This is a genomic window from Stenotrophomonas sp. YJH_SMC_82, from assembly GCF_059368875.1.
The window spans coordinates 1,037,195-1,055,066 of the sequence record NZ_JCAFSE010000002.1 but is presented as its reverse complement, the minus strand read 5'-3'; the positions used below and the strand labels follow the sequence as shown (position 1 = coordinate 1,055,066).

General features: G+C 67.5%; 18 protein-coding genes and 1 tRNA gene. 13 read left to right on the top strand and 6 right to left on the bottom strand.

All coding sequences use genetic code 11. From position 1 onward, the window contains the following. Positions 1–483 precede the first annotated feature (483 nt). Positions 484–576, bottom strand: a tRNA-Ser gene (locus AC5P53_RS12650). Between the two features lie 143 nt (positions 577–719). On the opposite strand from AC5P53_RS12650, the gene dnaX reads away from it, so the two are divergent. From dnaX to AC5P53_RS12630, 4 genes are all read left to right on the top strand, one after another. Then, positions 720–2,786 carry a DNA polymerase III subunit gamma/tau gene (gene dnaX / locus AC5P53_RS12645; RefSeq protein ID WP_046429188.1) on the top strand — a complete coding sequence of 689 codons (2,067 nt, stop codon included), beginning with the start codon at positions 720–722 and terminating at the stop codon, positions 2,784–2,786. Positions 2,787–2,792: 6 nt separating this feature from the next. Further along, positions 2,793–3,113, top strand: a complete 321-nt coding sequence (locus AC5P53_RS12640; protein WP_005408298.1) for a YbaB/EbfC family nucleoid-associated protein — start codon at positions 2,793–2,795, stop codon at positions 3,111–3,113. Between the two features lie 82 nt (positions 3,114–3,195). Next, positions 3,196–3,795, top strand: a complete 600-nt coding sequence (recR, locus tag AC5P53_RS12635; protein ID WP_049441038.1) for a recombination mediator RecR — start codon at positions 3,196–3,198, stop codon at positions 3,793–3,795. Between the two features lie 67 nt (positions 3,796–3,862). Continuing rightward, positions 3,863–4,222: a histidine triad nucleotide-binding protein gene (locus AC5P53_RS12630; RefSeq protein ID WP_014646179.1), complete on the top strand. Its 360-nt coding sequence runs from the start codon at positions 3,863–3,865 to the stop codon at positions 4,220–4,222. 103 nt (positions 4,223–4,325) lie between these two features. Here the strand turns inward: AC5P53_RS12630 and AC5P53_RS12625 are convergent, their stop codons facing one another. The 4 genes from AC5P53_RS12625 to AC5P53_RS12610 are packed head-to-tail and all read right to left on the bottom strand — an operon-like array spanning position 4,326 to position 8,692. Continuing rightward, positions 4,326–4,853 (bottom strand): Slp family lipoprotein, encoded by a 528-nt coding sequence (locus AC5P53_RS12625; RefSeq protein ID WP_014036182.1) that lies wholly within the window; start codon positions 4,851–4,853, stop codon positions 4,326–4,328. Beyond that, positions 4,850–6,799, bottom strand: coding sequence for a transglutaminase TgpA family protein (locus AC5P53_RS12620; RefSeq protein WP_049441036.1), 1,950 nt, complete (start codon positions 6,797–6,799; stop codon positions 4,850–4,852). Before AC5P53_RS12620 ends, AC5P53_RS12625 begins: the two co-directional genes overlap by 4 nt. Beyond that, positions 6,792–7,715 carry a DUF58 domain-containing protein gene (locus tag AC5P53_RS12615; RefSeq protein WP_049441032.1) on the bottom strand — a complete coding sequence of 308 codons (924 nt, stop codon included), beginning with the start codon at positions 7,713–7,715 and terminating at the stop codon, positions 6,792–6,794. The genes AC5P53_RS12620 and AC5P53_RS12615 overlap by 8 nt, the downstream gene beginning before the upstream one ends. A 23-nt stretch (positions 7,716–7,738) precedes the next feature. Beyond that, positions 7,739–8,692, bottom strand: coding sequence for an AAA family ATPase (locus tag AC5P53_RS12610; RefSeq protein ID WP_032958559.1), 954 nt, complete (start codon positions 8,690–8,692; stop codon positions 7,739–7,741). A 42-nt stretch (positions 8,693–8,734) separates the two neighbouring features. Here AC5P53_RS12610 and AC5P53_RS12605 point away from each other — a divergent pair, with 42 nt between their 5' ends. Further along, positions 8,735–10,570, top strand: a complete 1,836-nt coding sequence (locus AC5P53_RS12605; RefSeq protein WP_049441029.1) for a glycosyltransferase family 39 protein — start codon at positions 8,735–8,737, stop codon at positions 10,568–10,570. 102 nt (positions 10,571–10,672) lie between these two features. On the opposite strand, the gene AC5P53_RS12600 is transcribed toward AC5P53_RS12605, so the two are convergent. Beyond that, a complete protein-coding gene (locus AC5P53_RS12600; protein ID WP_046429198.1) occupies positions 10,673–11,242 on the bottom strand; it encodes a Maf family protein in 570 nt (189 codons plus the stop codon). A 113-nt stretch (positions 11,243–11,355) separates the two neighbouring features. On the opposite strand from AC5P53_RS12600, the gene AC5P53_RS12595 reads away from it, so the two are divergent. The 8 genes from AC5P53_RS12595 (at position 11,356) to fabF (ending at position 17,824) form a co-directional block, all read left to right on the top strand. Further along, positions 11,356–11,865, top strand: coding sequence for a YceD family protein (locus AC5P53_RS12595; protein ID WP_049404889.1), 510 nt, complete (start codon positions 11,356–11,358; stop codon positions 11,863–11,865). A gap of 107 nt (positions 11,866–11,972) precedes the next feature. Further along, on the top strand, positions 11,973–12,167 hold the full coding sequence (rpmF, locus tag AC5P53_RS12590; RefSeq protein ID WP_004154640.1) for a 50S ribosomal protein L32: 195 nt from the start codon (positions 11,973–11,975) through the stop codon (positions 12,165–12,167). A 91-nt stretch (positions 12,168–12,258) separates the two neighbouring features. Then, positions 12,259–13,236, top strand: coding sequence for a beta-ketoacyl-ACP synthase III (locus AC5P53_RS12585; protein ID WP_014646186.1), 978 nt, complete (start codon positions 12,259–12,261; stop codon positions 13,234–13,236). Between the two features lie 77 nt (positions 13,237–13,313). Next, entirely contained in the window at positions 13,314–14,096 is a 783-nt protein-coding gene (locus tag AC5P53_RS12580) for a BUD32 family EKC/KEOPS complex subunit (protein ID WP_014646187.1), read from the top strand. Between the two features lie 159 nt (positions 14,097–14,255). Next, positions 14,256–15,200 (top strand): ACP S-malonyltransferase, encoded by a 945-nt coding sequence (fabD, locus tag AC5P53_RS12575; RefSeq protein ID WP_032958546.1) that lies wholly within the window; start codon positions 14,256–14,258, stop codon positions 15,198–15,200. An 82-nt stretch (positions 15,201–15,282) separates the two neighbouring features. Beyond that, positions 15,283–16,026, top strand: a complete 744-nt coding sequence (gene fabG / locus AC5P53_RS12570) for a 3-oxoacyl-ACP reductase FabG (RefSeq protein WP_005408312.1) — start codon at positions 15,283–15,285, stop codon at positions 16,024–16,026. A gap of 152 nt (positions 16,027–16,178) precedes the next feature. Continuing rightward, the gene (gene acpP / locus AC5P53_RS12565; protein ID WP_005415509.1) at positions 16,179–16,418 is read left to right on the top strand and encodes an acyl carrier protein; all 240 of its coding nucleotides are present in this window, start codon (positions 16,179–16,181) and stop codon (positions 16,416–16,418) included. Between the two features lie 143 nt (positions 16,419–16,561). After that, on the top strand, positions 16,562–17,824 hold the full coding sequence (gene fabF, locus AC5P53_RS12560; RefSeq protein ID WP_495227399.1) for a beta-ketoacyl-ACP synthase II: 1,263 nt from the start codon (positions 16,562–16,564) through the stop codon (positions 17,822–17,824). The last annotated feature ends 48 nt before the right edge of the window (positions 17,825–17,872 follow it).

The window sequence follows — 17,872 nt, the reverse complement described above, 5'->3', positions numbered from 1 at the left end:
TTGCGCAGCAACGTTTGGGGCGAAGCGCGCGCAGCGCACTTCGCATCTCCCGCCAGTGGCTTCTGCGAGGTACAGCCGACCAGGCATCCCCGCAGGGCGGAAACCCATTGATGGATCTGGAGCAACAGGCCCCTCTGTTGAGGGGCTGGCCGGAGAGGGGCGGGGAGAGGCCGGCAAGGGGAGGGGGCCGAACGTTGCGCAGCAACGTTTGGGGCGAAGCGCGCGCAGCGCACTTCGCATCCCGCGGCAGATAAGTGAAAAAGGCTGCCCGAAGGCAGCCTTTTTCAGTTATCTGGCGGAGAGAGGGGGATTGTCGGGTGCATCCATGCACCCGATCCCGGTGCGCGCTGCGCCCCGGGACCCGCCTTCGGCGGTCCGGTTCTGCTCCTGCAGAACCGTCGAACCCCGGCAGGGCTTCTCTCGCCCGATGCTCTCCGCCAGCCAAATAAAAAAGCCGCCCAGAGGGCGGCTTCTTCATTTGTCTGGCGGAGAGAGGGGGATTCGAACCCCCGAAGCGCGGTTTAGACGCTTACACACTTTCCAGGCGTGCTCCTTCAACCACTCGGACACCTCTCCGGATCCCTGCCATCGGCAAACGCCTCAGCAGGGGCGCAGATTCTAGCGGGCGGCGCGGCCGGACACAAGCACCCCGATCGACGGCGTATCCATGGCCATGGGTGGCGAGGGGGCTGGACAGGCATGGCACAATGGAACATCCGATGGAAAACGGTGGCCTGATGTCCTATCTCGTCCTTGCCCGCAAGTGGCGTCCGAAGCGTTTCGCCGAGCTGGTGGGCCAGGAACACGTGGTCCGTGCGCTCAGCAACGCGCTGGACAGCGGCCGGGTCCACCACGCGTTCCTGTTCACCGGCACCCGCGGCGTGGGCAAGACCACCATCGCGCGCATCTTCGCCAAGTCGCTGAACTGCGAGCAGGGTACCAGCGCCGACCCGTGCGGCCAGTGCGCGGCCTGCCTGGACATCGACGCCGGCCGCTACATCGACCTGCTGGAAATCGACGCCGCGTCCAACACCGGTGTGGATGACGTGCGCGAGGTGATCGAGAACGCGCAGTACATGCCCTCGCGCGGCAAGTACAAGGTCTACCTGATCGACGAAGTGCACATGCTGTCCAAGGCGGCGTTCAACGCGCTGCTGAAGACGCTGGAAGAACCGCCGGAGCACGTGAAGTTCCTGCTGGCCACCACCGATCCGCAGAAGCTGCCGGTCACCGTGCTCAGCCGCTGCCTGCAGTTCAACCTCAAGCGCCTGGATGAAGACCAGATCCAGGGCCAGATGACCCGCATCCTGGCGGCGGAAGCGATCGAGGCCGATGGCAGCGCCATCGTGCAGCTGGCCAAGGCCGCTGACGGCAGCCTGCGCGATGGCCTGTCACTGCTGGACCAGGCGATCGCCTATGCCGGCGGCGCGCTGCGTGAGGACGTGGTGCGCACCATGCTGGGTACCGTGGACCGCACCCAGGTGGCGGCGATGCTCGATGCGCTGGCCGACGGCGATGGCCCGCGCCTGCTGCAGGTGGTAGCCGCGCTGGCAGAGTTCTCGCCGGACTGGAGTGGTGTGCTGGAAGCGCTGGCCGAAGGGCTGCACCGCATCCAGGTGCAGCAGCTGGTGCCGGGCGCTGCTGCGGCGGAAGGCCTGGATGTCGCCGCATTCGCCGAGCGCCTGCGCCCGGAAGTGGTGCAGCTCTGGTACCAGATGGCCTTGAATGGCCGCCGCGACCTGCCGCTGGCACCCAGCCCGCGCGCGGGCTTTGAAATGGCCGTGCTGCGCATGCTGGCGTTCCGTCCGGCCGCAGCGGTACCGCCGGTGCCGAAGGCCGTCGACGGTGCGTTGGGCGGCACGCCGGGTGGCAACGCTGCCGGTGGTGGCGCCGGTACCGGTAGCCGCGATGCGACGCCGGCCGCTGCTGCCGCTTCGGGCAGCCCGGCGGTAGCGGCGCAGGCCGCCGCGCCGGTGCAGGCCGCGCCGCGCGAACCTGAACCCGAGCCCGAACCGGCCCCGCAACCGGAACCAGACCCGACGCCGGAGCCCGAGCCGGTTCCGGTGGAAGAGCCCGTGTCGCCGCCGCCGGTGAAGGCTGAGCCACAGGTGCCGGCGCCTGCCGTCACTGCAGAGGCAGGCGACGACCTGCCGCCGTGGGCCACTGACGAAGCCGAGGCGCGTGACGAGGCATTGGCGGCCGAGATGTCCGGCCCGGACGCCGCCATGGCTGCGCCCTGGCACGAACCGCCGGCTCCCGTCGCGGCTCCCAGCGAGCCTGCGCCGCCCGAGCGCCCGTTCCGCGCCGAAGGCATTGCCATTGCGCCGGCCGAACATGCCAAGCCGGCCCCGGCGCATGCCGCCGCGCCGCAGGAAGGTGTCAGCGAGCTGGCCACGGCCGAAGACTGGCTGGACCTGGTCGCCAACAGCGGCCTGAGCGGCCCCTCGCGGCAGCTGGCCGCCAACGCCGCGTTCATCAGCTGCCAGCACGGGACCTTGAAACTGGGCCTTTCGCCCGGATTTGAATACCTGCGCTCGGAGCGCGCGCTGGCTGCCCTGGGCGAGATGCTGCAGAAGGCCCTTGGCCAGGCGCCGAAGATCGTGGTCGAGACCGTGGAAACCGAACACGTTCCGGCCGAGACCCTGCATCAGCGGGCCGACCGCCAGCGTGGCGAGCGGCAGCAGGTGGCAGAGGCCGTTTTCATGGACGACCCGGAAGTGCAGGTGCTGATCCAGCAGCACGGTGCCCGGGTTGTTTCCGATTCCATCCGTTCTTTTGACGAGTAAGACACCATGCGCGGAAACATCGCCCAACTGATGCAGCAGGCCCAGAAGATGCAGGAAAACCTGCAGAAGGCCCAGGAAGAAATCGCCAAGATCGAAGTGACCGGCAGTGCCGGCGGCGGCATGGTCAGCGTGACCCTGACCGGTGCCAAGGAATGCCGCAAGGTGCGCATCGACCCGTCGCTGACCAGCGACCCGGAGATGCTGGAAGACCTGATCGCCGCCGCCTTCAACGACGCTTCGAACAAGATCGACGCCGAGTCGAAGTCGAAGATGGGTTCGGCCACCGCCGGCATGCAGCTGCCGCCGGGCATGAAGCTGCCGTTCTGATTGCCAGCGTGGCACCCGTGCAAGCGGGTGCCACAGAATCTGTAGCTGTCGAGCCTGCTCGACGCCATGAAAGCATGCCGCCGTGTCCGCACCCCTGCTTGAACAATTGATCGACGCACTGCGGGTGCTGCCTGGCGTGGGCCAGAAGACCGCACAGCGCATGGCCTACCACCTGCTCGAGCGCGAGCGCGAAGGTGGCCAGCGACTGGCCGAAGCCCTGGCGCTGGCGGTGGAGCGCATCGGCCACTGCGCGCAGTGCCGCGACTTCAGCGAAACCGAGCTGTGCCCGACCTGTGCCAACAGCAGCCGCGAGCGCAGCCAGCTGTGCGTGGTCGAATCGCCGGCCGACCGCCTGGCCATCGAAAACGCCACCGGCTTCCGCGGTGTCTACTTCGTGCTGCAGGGCCGGCTGTCGCCGCTCGATGGCATCGGCCCGCGCGAGCTGGGCCTGGAGCAGCTGGAGCAGCGTCTGGCCGAAGGTGAGGTGCAGGAGCTGATCATCGCCACCAGTGCCACCGTCGAAGGCGAAGCCACCGCGCACTACCTGGCGCAGCTGGCGCGCGCGCGCAAGGTGCAGCCCAGCCGGCTGGCACAGGGCCTGCCGCTCGGTGGCGAGCTTGAATACGTTGACCGCGGCACGCTGTCGCACGCGTTCGGAACGCGCAGCGAATTCCGCGATTGAGCGCCACCCGGGCATCGCCCGGCGCGGCCGGCCTACAATGCGGAAGACACTCCCGCCGAGGCCGACCATGAGCAACGAAACCCTCTTCAGCAAGATCATCCGTCGCGAGATCCCGGCCACCATCGTCTACGAGGACGACGAGGTGCTGGGCTTCAAGGACATCGCACCGCAGGCGCCGGTGCACGTACTGTTCATTCCGAAGAACGAGATCATCCCGACCCTGGACGACCTGCAGCCGTCGCAGGCGCACCTGATCGGGAAGCTTGCTCTGGCTGCCGCCGAATATGCGCGCCGCGAAGGGTTCGCGCAGGACGGCTACCGCATCGTGATGAACTGCCGCGAGGATGCCGGGCAGACCGTGTTCCACATCCACATGCACCTGCTGGCCGGTGCGCCGCTGGGGCATTTCGGTACGCCGGGGCGCTGAGCGCCCGGCATCCACCATTGCCCGCAGTGGATCCATGCGATGCGTGGATGAAAAAAAGGCCGCCCGAAGGCGGCCTTTTTCGATCACGCATGGCCGGTGGCGATCACCACCAGCCCCAACGGCCGTAACCACCCCAGTACGGGCCATACGGGCCCGGGCCCCACGGGCCATAGGGGTAGGGCACCACATCGACCTGGCGCTGTTCCGGCCACAGGTAGATCACATCGGCCGACAGCTTCGGCAGGCGATAGTCGTACTCCCCGATGCGGGTGTTCTGGTAGCCGTCGATCTTGCCGATGAAGGTCACGTCGCGGCCGGCTTCAAACACGGCCGGGTCGTAGAAGCCGGCGCGGCAGGCAATGAAGCGGCCGTCGCTGGCGTCGGACGAGGTGGTGTTCGGGCGGCCACTGGCGTTGAGGGGGCGCGAGATCATCTGGAAGCAGGTCTCGCCCTGGCCGGGCTTGGTCTCGATGATGCGACCACCCCATCGGACCGGCGTGCCGACCTGCTGGGTGGCGACCGAGTCGCGCGGGGAGACCAGGCTGAACTGTCCCTGCAGCGGCTTGGGGGCCGTGGCGCAGGCCGACAGGGCCAGCGTGGCCACAGCGGTGAGGAGGAACTTGGTGTTCATGGGAAGGCTCCGGAAGTCGGGCGATGCCTGCGCAGGTCCCGCAATAATGAAGCGAGGTCGGTGCAAGTTCCAGCGTAACGCGCGTCGGCGAAACGCTGGCTGAGTGCCAGCAGGGCGGGGTCGGGGCGCACGGCGTGTACCCGTCGTGACCAGTCGCATGCCGTCTCGTGGGGGGCGCGGGCCAGGCCAAGGCGCGCATAGCGCCGCCCCAGCCGGTGCCAGGCGCGCAGCAGCGGGTCGCGCTCGCGCTCGCCGCGGGCCAGCAGCCAGGCCATCCATGCCAATGCCAGCAGTGCGGCGACCACGAAGCCGGCCACCAGCTGCGCCGGCCCGAGATCATCCAGCCCGAACGGCCTGAGCAGCTGCTGCTGACGGCGTGCGTCGAAGGAAAGCACCAGGTCGTTCCAGCCACGGCGCAGCCAGTCACCCATCTGCCCCAGCTGCAGCCAGCGCTGCTGCAGCGGGGTGTCCGTGCCGGCCTGCAAGCGGTCGTCCAGCGTGTCCAGGATGCGTTCCGGTGCCACGGCCGCAGTCGGGTCCACCCGGACCCAGCCGCGCTGGGGCAGCCAGACTTCGGCCCAGGCGTGGGCGTCCATGCGCCGCACTACCCAGTAGTCCCCGATGCGGTTGCGGGTGCCACCTGCGAAGCCGGTCACCACCCGGGCCGGAATGCCGGCGTTGCGCATCAGCACCACGAAGGCCGAGCTGAAGTGCTGGCAGAAGCCGGCCTTGTAGTTGAACAGGAAATCGTCGACCGGATCGCGCCCGGCCACCGGGGTATCGAGCGTGTAGGAGAAGTCGCGGGTGATCCACTGCAGCGCTCGGCGGACGATGGCTTCGTCATCGTTGCCGGCCTCCTGCCGCCATTGCCGTGCCAGCTGGGCGGTGCGCGGATTGAAGCCGGGGGGAAGCTGCAGCGCGGCACGGCGCAGGTAGGGCGACAGATCGGTGTCGAACCGTTGCGGAGGCGCCGAATGCAACCGCCAGCGGCTGAGCGCGGACAGCGTGCGGTCGCTGCGCAGGCTCATGTCCGCATCGAAACTGCTGCCTTCCGGTGCGCGGCTGGGCAGGTCCAGGGCCACCAGCAGGCGACGGTCGGTGGGTTCGTAGTCGATCTGGTAGTCCCATCCCTGTGCGGTGGCTTCGACCACGGGGGCGGGGCGCCGGGCCGTCGCGCGATCGCGGCTCCAGCGGTGGCCATCGAAGGAAGTCAGCACCGGGCCGCGCCAATAGCGCTGCGTGGGCTCGGGCACGGCGCCGAAGAACTGCACGCGCAGCGCCGGGGTGTCGTCGGCCATCAGGTCCAGCCATTGGTCCGGCGCCATGCTGTCAGCCAGGCCGGGCGTACCCACCGCTCGTTCGGGTACGCCCCACAACGGCGTGGACAAGCGCGGGAACAGCCAGAAGCAGGCCAGTGCCAGCGGCAGGCCGATGCCAAGCAGGCGGCCGACGCCGCGCAGTTGACCGTGCAGTGGCAGGCGTGGGCTGCGGCCCTCGTCCTGGGCCAGGCGTTGCAGGGCCAGCAGTGCGGCAACCGCGGCCAGCGCAGCCAGTCCCGTGGTCAGCGGGCCCTGGTCGAGCAGGAAGGCCGCGAACGGCGAGAACAGCGCGAAACCGAGCAGGCTGCGCGCATCACGCAGGTTGCGCAGTTCGCTGGATTTGATGGCCAGCATCGCCGCCAGCAGCGCACAGCCGGTATCACGCCCCGGCCGCACCATGCCCATCTGCCAGACGATGGTGGCGAGCATGGCCAGCACCAGCAGCAGGCGCACCGGCATCGGCAGCACCCGCCGCCAGGAAAGCGCAGCGGTCAGCACGGCGGTGATCGCGATCACGACGGCCAGCACCGGCGGCAGCTGCAGCAGCAGTGGCAGCAGCGCCAGCGCTGCGCTGGCCAGGGTCCAGCTGCGGGCGTTGCGATCGAGCAGGACGGCAGGCTCAGTCATGGGGCATCAGCGCCAGTGCGCGCAGGCACAGGTGGTGGTGGCTGGCGCCCTGGCCGGGCCCGAACGGGGGATGGGCTGGAAGCAGCAGCGTGTAGCGCCGGCCTTCGCGCTCGGCCATGTCGACCCAGCGTGCCAACCGCGCGATGCGTGCTTCATGGCCCAGCGGCGCCAGCGTGCGCCAGTCCAGCACCACTTCGATGCCGATCGGCTTCTCGTATTCGCGTACCAGCAGGCTGTCGCGGCGCGCCGAGTGTTTCCAGGCAATGCTGCGCGGGGCGTCGCCGGCACGATAGGGTCGCAGCTGGTGCAGCTCTTCGCCACTGGCATGGGCGCGGGTGTGCAGTGGATCGCTGCCACTTTCCGGAAGGGGTGGTGCCAGTGCCTCGGCCAGTGGATAGACCAGCAGCGGCTGCTCCGGCCACACCCACGACCATGCCCGCACCAGCCCCAGCGGCTGCGTGCTGGACAGGCGGATGCGCGGCAGTTCCAGCCAGCCGCGGCGCTCGCTGGGGACATCCAGCTCCACTTCGCCGCGACCGTGTGCAGGCAGTGCGACCCACGCCTCGCTTGCGCCCAGCTGCAGGTGCAGCCCGTGGCGCGCGCGCGGGTCGCGCAACGACAGGTCCACGCGCAGGCGCAGGGGGTGCCCGGCCGGAACCGGCTCGGCGGAGATTGCATCGATCTGTATGCCGGACAGCTGCAGGTGCGCGGCAATGGCGCTGGCGATCGCTGCTGCGGCCAGCAACAGGGCCAGCAGCAGGGCCGGGTTGTTGTTGTAGTTCAATGCGCCCAGCAGCATCGCCGACAGCAGGGTGGCGACGAACAGGCCGAAGCGCGTCGGTAGTACATAGATGCGATGGCGATCCAGTCGCTGCGGCAGGGCTTCGGGCCTGCGTGGGCGTGCCAGCAGCTGCATGCGTGCCCAGCGTGTGGCCACCTTCAGTCCACCGCGACGGTCTGCAGGATCGCCCGCGCCAGTGCTGGCCCGGAGCTGGATTCGGCCTCCGCCACCAGGCGATGGCCGGCCACTGCCACGAACAGGGTCTGCACGTCTTCGGGCACCACATGCCCGCGGCCGAGCAGCAGTGCATGCGCCCTGGCGGCGCGCAGCAGGGCCAGCCCGGCGCGCGGTGACAGGCCCACGCGTACGCCGGCATGCTGGCGGCTGCGGGTCAACAGTGCCTGCACGTAGTCGATCAGCGCGTCGCTGGCGTGTACCTGGCCAACGGCTTCACGCAGCGCACGCACCTGGGTGTCATCCAGCTTCGGCACCGCGCGGGCGATCAGGTCGCGGCGATCGCTGCCACGCAGCAGCTCGCGCTCGGCCTGCACGCTCGGGTAGCCCATCGCCAGCCGCAGCAGGAAACGATCGAGCTGCGAATCCGGCAACGGGAAGGTGCCGGACAGGTCGACCGGGTTCTGCGTGGCGATCACGAAGAATGGATCGGGCAGTGGATGCGTCTGTCCATCCAGGGTGACCTGCTGCTCGGCCATCGCCTCCAGCAACGCACTCTGCGTGCGCGGCGGTGCGCGGTTGATCTCATCGGCCAGCAGCACGTGGGTGAACACCGGGCCGGGGTGGAACTGGAACTGGCGGCTGCCGGCCTCGTACACCGATACGCCCAGTACGTCCGCCGGCAACAGGTCGGAAGTGAACTGCACGCGCTGGAAGCTGAGGCCGAGGCTGCTGGCCAATGCATGCGCCAGCGTGGTCTTGCCCAGCCCGGGCAGATCTTCGATGAGCAGGTGGCCGCCGGAAAGCAGGGCGACAAAGGCCAGCCTGACTTCCGGCACCTTGCCCAGTACCAGTGCGTTCACCTGATCCTGTGCCTCCCGCAGGGCCTGGCGCAGTTGATCGGTTAGCATGCTGGGATTGGGGGACGAGGCTGGCATGATCGTCTCAGGTCTGGAATCCACTCGATTATCCATAGAGCAATGCAAGGCGAACAGCGCGCGCGGGCAATATTTCTCTGGTTATGGACGCTGATCACAGCGGCCAAGCTGGTGGTGGCTGCACGCCTGCCGCTGTTCGTCGATGAGGCGTTCTATTGGCAGGAAGGCCAGCACCTGGCCGCTGCCTATTCCGACCTGCCGGGGTTGACAGCATGGCTTGCACGCCTGGGCGTGGAAATCGGTGGCCATCACGTGCTCGCATTGCGCCTGCCGTTCCTGGCCATCGGTGCGTTGCTGCCGTTGCTGGTGGTGCGCATCGCCACGCGCTGGTTTGGCAACGTCGCAGGGTGGCAGGCGGGCAGCCTGACCCTGCTGATGCCGCTGTCGGCCACGCTGGGCCTGCTGGCCGTGCCGGATGTGCCGATGGCGCTTGCGGCGGTGATCTGCCTGCACGCCGGTGCGCGCCTGCTGCACAACGTGGATGCGTCGTCGGCGATGAAGCTGGCGCTGGGCCTGCTGATCGGTGCGCTCAGCCACTACCGTTTCATTGGCGTCATCGGTGTCGGCTTCATTGCGCTGCTGGCGCTGCCGCAGGGCCGCCGCATGCTGGCCGACCCGCGCGTATGGGTGGCGCTGGCGGTGGGTGTACTGGCCTGGCTGCCGTTGCTGGCGTGGAATGCGGACAACCATGATGCCGGCCTGAAGTTCCAGGTGGTCGAGCGCCACCCGTGGACGTTCGAGTGGGAAGGGCTGTGGTTCCTGGTGATCCAGCCGATGCTGGTGACGCCGATCCTGTGCATCGCGATGTGGAAGGTCGCCCTGGCGGGTACCCGCAGCGGTGGTGGTGTGCGGGTGCAATGGCGCTATTTCGGCCTGGTGGGCGGGGTGTCGACGCTGGGGATCTTCCTGCTGGGCTTCTTCACCGATGTCGAGCGGATCAGTTTCCATTGGCCGTTGCCGGGCTACCTGGCGCTGCTGGTGGCCGTGCCGGTGGTCCTCAACGGCTGGCCACGCTGGCTGCGCCGCACCGGCTGGTGGCTGGCAGCTGCAGGCACCGTACTGGCTTTCGGCTACTACCTGATGGCGTCCACGCCGGCGCTGCGCGAGCAGATGGCCGGCAGCAAGTACTACCCGCGCAACTTTGCCGGCTGGCAGCCGCTGGCCGTGGCGGTGCGCGACGAGCTTCGGCAGATGCCGCCGGGCACGCGTGTGCTGGCGGGCAACTTCAAGGTCGGTGCCGAACTGGGCTTCCAGCTGGGCAACGGTGATATCGAGGTGCTGCCGCATCCGCTCAACGACAAGCATGGGCGGACCGCACAGCTGGCACAGTGGGGCCTGCTGCACGAAGGCCCGCGCAGTGCGCCGATGCTGCTGGTGCTGTCACCCAGCGACCAGCGCTACCGCGATCTGCTGGCGCGCTATCACGCCATCTGCGAGCAGGTGGGGCCGTTGCCGGCGCCGCGCGTGGTCAGCAGCGATCATGGTTTCCAGCGCTTCCTGCTGTTCCGGCTGCCGGTGCAGCGCGCGCAGGGGCCCTGCGTGACGCCGGCAATGGCCTGGCTGGATGCGCCGTCCAACGGTGAGAAGGTCTCCGGAACGCTCGCCATCAAGGGCTGGGCATTCAAGGATGGCGTGGGGTTGGCGCGCATCGAAGTGCTGGTCGATGGCCATTCGATTGGCGATGCGCGCTACGGGCGCATGTTCGACATCCGCCACACCTGGCCGGACAGCACCGATCCGCAGCATCCGGCGGTGGGCTTCGACGCATCGCTGGATACCACCACGCTGGCGCCGGGGCGGCACTGGCTTGGCCTGCGCCTGCACGGCCGCGACGGCAGCGTGGAGGCGTGGCAGGAGCAGCCGTTCGAAGTTCGTTGAGGTCCCTTGGTCCTGTAGAGCCGAGCCGATGCTCGGCTGCTTCTGCTACAGATGGCGGGCAGCCTCGAAAAAAACGGCCGAGCAAGGGCTCGGCTCCACCGTTCACGGCACCGCGAATCCAGCCCTGCGCAGCAGGCCGCACAGCGCGATCAGTGGCAGGCCGACCAGCGCGGTCGGGTCGCGGTTGTCGATTGCCTCGAACAGGCTGATGCCCAGGCCCTCGCACTTGAAGCTGCCGGCGCAGTCCAGCGGCTGCTCGGCGGCGACGTAGCGGATGATTTCCTGCGGGTCCAGCACGCGGAAGCGTACTTCGGTCAGATCCAGGGTGGCGAGGGATTCTCCATCCCGCCTGAGACTGATTGCGGTGTGAAAGCGCACCGTCTGTCCGGACATTGCCGCCAGCTGCGCACAGGCCGCCTCGACCGTGCCCGGCTTGCCCAGCGGCTGGCCGTTCAGGTCGGCCACCTGGTCCGAGCCGATCACCCAGGCGCCCGGATGGCGGGCGGCCACGTCGGCGGCCTTGGCGGCGGCCAGGCGCGTGGCCAGGGCCAGCGGGGTCTCGGCGCCCAGAGGGGTTTCATCCACGTCCGGGCGTGCGCAGTCGAAGGGCAGGCCCAGCCGTTCCAGCAGTTCGCGACGGTAGCGGGAGGTGGAGGCCAGGACCAGTGACATGTGACAATACCGGGGCAGGGCGCGGCAGTCTGGCCCCTCCACGGCGCCAGCGGCAAGTCCTGCAGGGCGGGCATTTGACAGCGGGCGGTGCGATCCTTAGTATTCAGCGGCTTATGTCCGCGAACGTGCCCGAAACGCTGGATGCCTGGCGGATGGTTGTAGCGCGAAGGCGCTTCGACGGTCAGGTCTCCCTGGCTGAATTGACCCGCCTGCAGGGGTTGGTCGCAGATACCGACGGCGAGTGTGTCTACTCGCTTGAATTCGGTCGCGACGACGTCTTGCGGGTATCCTATGTGGAACTGACCATCGACACCGCGCTGCCGCTGACCTGTCAGCGCAGCATGCAGCGATTCCTGTTGCCGGTGAAGGTGACCCAGAGGCTTGGCCTGATCCGCGACGAGGACGAGGAATCGTCCCTGCCGGAGGAATACGAGGCGTTGCTGGTGCCGGAAGACGGCCAGCTGCGTCCGCTGGATCTGGTCGAGGACGAATTGGTGCTGGCGGTGCCCGTGGTGCCGCTGTCGCCCGACGGTGAAGCAGTCGACAAGGACTGGGCACCGAGCGAAGAAGAAACGAAGAAGGCCAACCCGTTTGCGGCGTTGGCAGCACTGAAGAAACAATAGCAGCCGGATTGTCGTCGGCGGCTGCGGCGAAAGCGAAAGTGTGCTGGGCGCTGGCGTCCTGCGCGACGATACGACGAAGCAAATCGAACCGAGTTTGGAGCAATCCCATGGCTGTGCAGAAATCCCGTGTCACCCCGTCCCGCCGCGGCATGCGTCGTGCCCACGACGCCCTGAGCGCCAAGCAGCTGTCGACCGACCCGACCACCGGCGAAGTGCACCTGCGTCACCACATCACTGCCGACGGTTTCTACCGCGGCAAGAAGGTCATCCAGACCAAGACCTCGGCCGTCGAAGAAGATTGATGTGCCGGGAAGGCCGCTGCCTCCGGGCAGCGGCCTTTGCCTTCTTTCCCGGGCGTGCCGGTGATCGGCGGCCCGCGCAACAGGAAACATGATGAGCAAGCGGATCTATTCGAGGATCGCGGGCACCGGTAGCTATTTGCCGGAAAAAGTCCTGACCAACGCCGACCTGGAAAAAATGGTCGAAACCTCGGATGAGTGGATCCAGTCGCGCACCGGTATTCGTGAACGGCACATCGCGGCCGAAGGCGAAACCACCAGCGACCTTGGCTACAACGCCGCCCTGCGCGCGCTTGAAGCCGCAGGCATCGATGCCTCGCAGCTCGACATGATCGTGGTCGGCACGACCACCCCTGATCTCATTTTCCCGTCCACCGCGTGCCTGATCCAGGCCAAGCTCGGTGTGGCCGGGTGCCCCGCCTTCGACGTCAACGCAGCCTGTTCCGGCTTCGTGTTCGCGCTGGGTGTGGCCGACAAGTTCATCCGCTCCGGCGACTGCAAGCACGTGCTGGTGATCGGCACCGAAACGCTGACCCGCATGGTCGACTGGAACGATCGCACCACCTGCGTGCTGTTCGGCGATGGCGCCGGCGCTGTCGTGCTCAAGGCCGACGAAGACACCGGCATCCTCAGCACCCACCTGCATGCCGATGGCAGCAAGAAGGAACTGCTGTGGAACCCGGTCGGCGTTTCGACCGGCTTCAAGGACGGCGCCAATGGTGGTGGCACCATCAACATGAAGGGCAACGACGTGTTCAAGTACGCCGTCAAGGCGCTGGACTCGGTCGTGGACGAGACCCTGGCCGCCAACGGCCTGGACAAGTCCGACCTGGACTGGCTGATCCCGCACCAGGCCAACCTGCGCATCATCGAAGCCACCGCCAAGCGGCTGGAGATGTCGATGGACCAGGTCGTGGTGACCGTCGACAAGCACGGCAACACCTCCTCCGGCTCGGTGCCGCTGGCGCTGGATGCCGCGGTGCGTTCGGGCAAGGTCGAGCGTGGCCAGTTGCTGCTGCTGGAGGCCTTCGGCGGCGGCTTCACCTGGGGTTCGGCCCTGCTGCGCTATTGATAGTGCAAGTTACGACAATGTGAAGTCTTGTCGTTACGGCCCCTCCGGGGCCGTAACGCGTTTAAGGAGGACCTGTCATGGTTGAGCCCATCGTCATCGAAGGGCAACGTGCCTGGCTGAAGCAGTACGGCAAGGGAAGCCGGGCAATGGCCCTGGGCCTGCTCAATTTTGTTGCGCGCCGTTTCCATCTGGATGCGCTGCGCCCGCCGCCGCACCGCGGTGGCGACGCCGCACGCGAAACCGAGGCCCGCCGCCTCGCGGAACTGCAGGCGCAGGGTGTGAACGTGCCGGACGTACTGGGCACCGGTCATGCCGCGCTGGTGATCGGCGACAACGGCAGCTCGTTCAATACCTGCCTGCGCGAAGCCGACGAAGCCGGTCGCGATCGGCTGGTGATGGCGGCGATGCTGGCCATTGCTGAAGCTCATGCCCGCGGCGCCTATTTCGGCCAGCCGTTGCCGCGCAACCTCACATGGGATGGCGAGAAGGTCGGCTTCATCGATTTCGAGGAAGATCCGCTGGAAGTGATGGATCTGTCCGAAGCGCAGGCCCGCGACTGGCTGATGTTCGGCTACGGCGTGGCCAAGTACTACGCCGACCGCCCCGGGCACCTGCAGGCGATGATGGCCGAGGCGATGGGTGACGTTCAGGCGCCGGTGCGCGAGCACGTGCATGCGGTCAGCGGCCGCCTGCGCAGCCTGGCCCGGGTCTGCATGAAGCTGGGCCGTTCGGCGCGCGCGCTGGCCCATTCCATCTTCATCGCCCACGGCGCCAGCACCGCCGGCGTGTTGATGCTGGTGGGCCTGTGCGTGGATTTCCTCGCCGACGGCGACCTGGACGTCCTGCAGCTGTTCTGCTGAGGCTGATAGGGGTCAGATCCCTTTTCCGCAGGAAAAGGGATCTGACCCCGTTGCGCTTGCCCGGCCATTCACCATACGCGTGCATACGCGCACGTACAGACGACACGGCATGTTCCCCCTTATCATGGCCCGCTTCGATTGCAACAAGCGGATGACCGCGTGACCGTATCCACCCTCGCTTTTGTCTTCCCCGGCCAGGGCTCGCAGTCTGTGGGCATGGTGGCCGAGCTGGCCGAACTGCACCCACAGGTGCGTGAAGCCTTCACCGAGGCATCCGATGGTGCCGGCGTCGACCTGTGGGCGCTGTCCCAGGGCGGCCCGGAGGAAATGCTCAACCGTACCGAATACACCCAGCCGGCCCTGCTGGCCGCGAGCATCGGCGTGTGGCGCGCCTGGAACGCCGTGGGCGGCCCGCGCCCGTCGGTATTGGCCGGCCACAGCCTGGGCGAGTACACCGCCCTGGTTGCCGCAGGCGCACTGAGCCTGCATGACGGTGCGCACCTGGTGCGCCTGCGCGGCCAGCTGATGCAGGAAGCCGCACCGGCCGGTGTCGGCGCCATGGCCGCCGTGCTCGGCGCTGAAGACCAGCTGGTGCTGGACGTCTGCGCCGAAGCCGCAGGCAGCCAGGTGGTGGTGCCGGCCAACTTCAATTCGCCGGGCCAGATCGTGATCGGTGGCGACGCCGACGCGGTCGACCGTGCGCTGGCGCTGCTGGCCGAGAAGGGCGTGCGCAAGGCGGTCAAGCTGGCCGTCAGCGTGCCTTCGCACACCCCGCTCATGCGCGAAGCCGCCAACCGCCTGGCCGAAGTGATGGCCGGCCTGTCCTGGCACGCGCCGCAGCTGCCGGTGGTGCAGAACGTCGACGCCCAGGTGCACAGCGGCATCGACGCGATCCGCACCGCGCTGGTCCAGCAGCTGTACCAGCCGGTACAGTGGACCGGGTGCGTGCAGGCGCTGGCTGCCCGTGGCGTCACCCGGATCGCCGAGTGCGGCCCGGGCAAGGTGCTGACCGGCCTGGTCAAGCGCATCGACAAGGCCATCGACGGCCGTTCGCTGGCCACGCCGGGCGACTTCGAAGCCGCCCGCGAGGCATGGTCGGCCTGATCCCCCCTGTTCCTGCCGACCGTACCGGTGGCCGCGGCAAGCGGCACGGGTGCGGCGGTCGCCCCAGCCTGAGGAAAACATCATGAGCAAGCCCCTGCAGGGTGAAATCGCACTGGTCACCGGCGCCAGCCGTGGCATCGGTGCCGCCATCGCCGATCTGCTGGCCGCCCAGGGCGCCACCGTCATCGGTACCGCCACCACTGAATCCGGCGCTGCCGCGATCGGCGAACGCTTGGCCGCCCACGGTGGTCACGGCCGCGCGCTGAACGTCACCGATGCCGCCGCGCTGGACAGCGTGCTCGATGGCATCGCCAAGGAATTCGGCCCGATCTCGATCCTGGTCAACAATGCCGGCATCACCCGCGACAACCTGCTCATGCGCATGAAGGACGAGGACTGGGCGTCGATCATCGACACCAACCTGACCAGCGTGTTCCGCACCAGCAAGGCGGTGATGCGCGGCATGATGAAGGCGCGCAAGGGCCGCATCATCAACATCGCATCGGTGGTGGGCGTGACCGGCAATGCCGGCCAGGCCAACTACGCCGCGGCCAAGGCGGGCATCATCGGCTTCAGCAAGTCGCTGGCCAAGGAAATCGGTTCGCGCGGCGTCACCGTCAATGTTGTCGCACCTGGCTTCATCGACACCGACATGACCAAGGCGTTGCCGGAAGAAGCGCGCACCGCGCTGATCAACGACATCGCCCTCGAACGCCTGGGGTCGCCGGAAGACATCGCCCATGCGGTGGCCTTCCTGGCCAGCCCGGCTGCCGGTTACATCACCGGCGAAACCCTCCATGTGAACGGCGGCATGTACATGCCGTAAGCAAGGGGCGCAGGGATTGCGCCGCAAGTGGTTGATCTGCGGAGGTTTTTGCTGCAATGCAAGGCCGCGCCGGTTTCCACTACACTATCCCACGGCCATCGCCTTTGATGGCGACCACTTTTGAACCACAACTCCATCTGGAGCGAGATCCCATGAGCACCATCGAAGAACGCGTCAAGAAAATCGTCGTCGAACAGCTTGGCGTCAAGGAAGAAGAAGTCACCAACAGCGCATCGTTCGTCGATGACCTGGGCGCTGACTCGCTGGACACCGTCGAGCTGGTGATGGCCCTGGAAGAAGAATTCGAGTGCGAGATCCCGGACGAAGAAGCCGAGAAGATCAGCACCGTGCAGGCCGCCATCGACTACATCAAGGCCCACGTCAAGGCCTGATGTCAGACGGCAGTGCGCGCGCGGGCCCACGCTCGCCGCGCACCGCACCCCATGGGGCCGCAGTTGCGGCCCCGTGTGTTTGAGCATCACACCGAAGCAAACCGCGTTGCCCGTTGAAATCAGCCGGGCCAGGAGAATCAGCAATGAAGCGTCGCGTCGTCGTAACCGGCCTGGGTATCGTCTCGCCGTTGGGCAATGATCTGGCCAGCAGCTGGGAAGGCATCACCCACGGTCGTTCGGGCATCGGTCCGCTGACCAACGTTGCGGATGCCTATCTGGCTCGGTTCACCACCAAGATTGCCGGTGAGGTCAAGGGATTCGACATCACCGCCGACAATGAACTGTTCGGCAAGTTCCGGGTCAGCGGCAAGGATGCCAAGAAGATGGACCCGTTCATCCATTACGGCCTCGGTGCCTCGTTCATGGCCCTGCACGACTCGGGCCTGGAGATCACCGACGCCAATGCCGAGCGCATCGGCGCCATCGTCGGCGCCGGCATCGGCGGCCTGCTCGGCATCGAAGAGCAGACCATCGAGTTCCACGAGGGCAAGAAGATCTCGCCCTTCTACGTGCCAAAGACCATCATCAACATGCTGCCGGGCCAGCTGAGCATCATCACCGGCCTGAAGGGCCCGTCGTTCTCGGCGGTGTCGGCCTGCGCGACCTCGAACCATTCGATCGGTACCGCGATGCGCATGATCCAGTACGGCGACGCCGACGTGATGGTGGTTGGCGGTGCCGAGCGTGGCTCGTCGCCGACCGCGCTGGGCGGCTTCTGCGCGATGAAGGCCATGAGCACCCGCAACGATGCCCCGGAACAGGCCTCGCGCCCGTGGGACAAGGACCGTGACGGCTTCGTGCTGGGCGACGGCGCCGGCATCCTGATCCTGGAAGAGTACGAGCACGCCAAGGCGCGTGGCGCGAAGATCTACTGTGAACTGGCCGGCTTCGGCGCCAGCTCCGACGCGTACCACATGACCGCACCGAGCGAGAACGGCGAAGGCGCCGCGCGCTGCATGGCCATGGCTATGAAGGACGCGGGCGTGAGCCCGGAACAGGTGGGCTACCTCAACGCGCACGGTACCTCCACGCCGCTGGGCGACCTGGGCGAGACCATGGCGATGAAGACCGCCTTCGGCGACCACGCCTACAAGATGATGGTCAGCTCCACCAAGTCGATGACCGGCCACCTGCTGGGTGCTGCCGGCGGCGTGGAAGCGATCTTCTCGGTGATGGCACTGCAGGACAACGTCATCCCGCCGACCATCAACCTGCAGCAGCCGGGCGAAGGCTGCGACCTGGACTACGTGCCCAACGAAGCGCGCCAGGCCAAGGTCGACGTGGTGATGTCCAATGGCTTCGGCTTCGGCGGCACCAACGGCACGCTGGTCTTCAAGCGCGTCTGACCGAGTTGTAGCGTCGGGCCATGCTCGACGCCGCGTTCTACGGAGCCG

Bases quoted from the DNA above. Each gene is read 5' to 3' on its own strand.
- AC5P53_RS12630 (WP_014646179.1), top strand. From the start codon at position 3,863: ATGAGCAACGAAACCCTCTTCAGCAAGATCATCCGTCGCGAGATCCCG.
- dnaX (WP_046429188.1), top strand. From the start codon at position 720: ATGGAAAACGGTGGCCTGATGTCCTATCTCGTCCTTGCCCGCAAGTGG.
- fabG (WP_005408312.1), top strand. From the start codon at position 15,283: ATGAGCAAGCCCCTGCAGGGTGAAATCGCACTGGTCACCGGCGCCAGC.
- AC5P53_RS12640 (WP_005408298.1), top strand. From the start codon at position 2,793: ATGCGCGGAAACATCGCCCAACTGATGCAGCAGGCCCAGAAGATGCAG.
- rpmF (WP_004154640.1), top strand. From the start codon at position 11,973: ATGGCTGTGCAGAAATCCCGTGTCACCCCGTCCCGCCGCGGCATGCGT.
- AC5P53_RS12620 (WP_049441036.1), bottom strand. From the start codon at position 6,799: ATGACTGAGCCTGCCGTCCTGCTCGATCGCAACGCCCGCAGCTGGACC.
- AC5P53_RS12605 (WP_049441029.1), top strand. From the start codon at position 8,735: ATGCAAGGCGAACAGCGCGCGCGGGCAATATTTCTCTGGTTATGGACG.
- fabF (WP_495227399.1), top strand. From the start codon at position 16,562: ATGAAGCGTCGCGTCGTCGTAACCGGCCTGGGTATCGTCTCGCCGTTG.
- AC5P53_RS12585 (WP_014646186.1), top strand. From the start codon at position 12,259: ATGAGCAAGCGGATCTATTCGAGGATCGCGGGCACCGGTAGCTATTTG.
- AC5P53_RS12610 (WP_032958559.1), bottom strand. From the start codon at position 8,692: ATGCCAGCCTCGTCCCCCAATCCCAGCATGCTAACCGATCAACTGCGC.
- AC5P53_RS12600 (WP_046429198.1), bottom strand. From the start codon at position 11,242: ATGTCACTGGTCCTGGCCTCCACCTCCCGCTACCGTCGCGAACTGCTG.
- AC5P53_RS12625 (WP_014036182.1), bottom strand. From the start codon at position 4,853: ATGAACACCAAGTTCCTCCTCACCGCTGTGGCCACGCTGGCCCTGTCG.
- acpP (WP_005415509.1), top strand. From the start codon at position 16,179: ATGAGCACCATCGAAGAACGCGTCAAGAAAATCGTCGTCGAACAGCTT.
- AC5P53_RS12580 (WP_014646187.1), top strand. From the start codon at position 13,314: ATGGTTGAGCCCATCGTCATCGAAGGGCAACGTGCCTGGCTGAAGCAG.
- AC5P53_RS12595 (WP_049404889.1), top strand. From the start codon at position 11,356: ATGTCCGCGAACGTGCCCGAAACGCTGGATGCCTGGCGGATGGTTGTA.
- AC5P53_RS12615 (WP_049441032.1), bottom strand. From the start codon at position 7,715: ATGCAGCTGCTGGCACGCCCACGCAGGCCCGAAGCCCTGCCGCAGCGA.